Annotated in this window: 2 protein-coding genes; both read left to right on the top strand. The window is 42.3% G+C overall.

All coding sequences use genetic code 11. The features are described from left to right. Positions 1-1,135: hypothetical protein (locus KDK19_RS04235; RefSeq protein WP_257276071.1), on the top strand; the 1,135-nt coding region annotated here is incomplete at its 5' end. A gap of 233 nt (positions 1,136-1,368) precedes the next feature. After that, on the top strand, positions 1,369-1,651 hold a 283-nt coding region (locus KDK19_RS04230; protein WP_257291390.1), incomplete at its 3' end, for a hypothetical protein.

The following is a 1,651-nucleotide window of genomic DNA, read 5'->3' as shown; positions in this document are numbered from 1 at the left end:
TGAGCAGGTCCGGAGTGTCCATGAGCTGATTTTTGCCCTGCATCAGCGCTTTGTAAACGCACTGGCACCGATCGCATTGGCTTCTGGTCAGGGAGTGGTATCCAAGAATAAGTGCATAACCTATGTTGATTACACGACTCCGGGCGAGAATGTGTCGCTTTTGAGGCCATCCGACAAAGAATCAATTGAAGAAATAGGGGTTATAGGGACTGTCGTCAATATGAATGATGCCTTGTTTGTTAATCTGAATTTAGGAGTTCATGTGAGCCTTATCGAATTACTAGAACAGGCAGAGGGAGGTAAAGGACGAACCTTGCGGCTGAAATTTACTGACCAATTTGAATTTAGCTATTTTAAATCTGGCAAGTTAAAGCGTATGTGGTTTCTGACGCACTTACTAAAAGCAATTGAACTGGATAAAGATGCAGACACCATGAAAATAAGCTTCAACGCCGTAGCGGGCCAAATAGTCGTCGAATGCTCCCGAATGAAATTACGTCAAACCATGCATGCTGCCTTTGAAAAACTGATTATTGCGTTATATGGTATGAGTAATCTGGATATGTTTTTGGAGAAAATAGAGATTTTTAATCGAGTTCGGTGGGATTTTGATGTGTTTGCACAACAACTTAATAGCAACGTTACCACAGAAGTCGATAGGTTCGCCTTTCAACATAGCCTTTTCTCAATCCTTTATGTCGCTGATTTTCTCAGTGTTCCCGATTATTGTGGCTTATTAAGCAGCCACCAACAGCAGTTTTTTTATCATGCCAAGCAGTTAATATGCTTCAAGGAAAAATCGGAGGACAGCTTTTGGGAAATGTTTATGAGTGATAAGATGACTGATGACACCCGCAAGGAACTCTTACAGCACCTTTTATTGTTGGATCCCGAAAAAGCTGTTTCATTGTATGAGGATGTGTATCCCCACTTGAGAGGTAAATACTTTATTCTCAAACCAACATATGATTACAAGCCAGATTTCGTTGTTCAACCCGTTGAGCAGCATTGTGATCATAATGAAAAAATCGAGCAAGCCCTGCTGAAGTATGGGCTGGAATATGCCAGCAAACGTGTTCGAAAAGATTACTCTTACATCTTTAGATCCCAAAAGAGCTGTTGTTCCATTGCATGAGGATGTGTATCCCCATTTGAGAGATAAGTATTTTGTTATCAACCTTTAAACGTGTTCAATAATCTGCGGATCAACTCTGACATCGCTGACCGGCACAAATCGTTTTGCCAGCCTATTGCGTGCTTCAGACTGTCGACTGAACTTTATAAAAAAAACATTGTCTAAAGAAAGTGATCGCTTTATGCGTCAGCGGTTAAATCATGGATGAATAATAACATGGGTGGGATATCCTGATGTTAGTTGATACTACTTTTGACATATCAAATCCTCAAAGCCTGACAACTGAGCCCAATGAGAAGGCTGGGGTTGGCAGTTCATTCAAAGGGGCTAATAGTTCACCTGAAAGGTATTTTAGTGATCTTGATCCCAGTGGTCTTCCCGAGCCAAGGTCGATAGGCGAACGCACTTGCCATTCAGCTGTTTTGGCTCAGACTGTTGACTGCTGTCCCGCCAACCGGGAACAACTTGGCGGCAAGGGCATGTTTTTACAGCGCATGAAGAAAGCCGATCTTCCTG

The organism is Endozoicomonas sp. ONNA1, from assembly GCF_024606325.1.
Classification (GTDB): domain Bacteria; phylum Pseudomonadota; class Gammaproteobacteria; order Pseudomonadales; family Endozoicomonadaceae; genus Endozoicomonas_A.
Note: the sequence above shows the minus strand (reverse complement) of the source record. Positions and strands in the feature narration are given on the sequence as shown.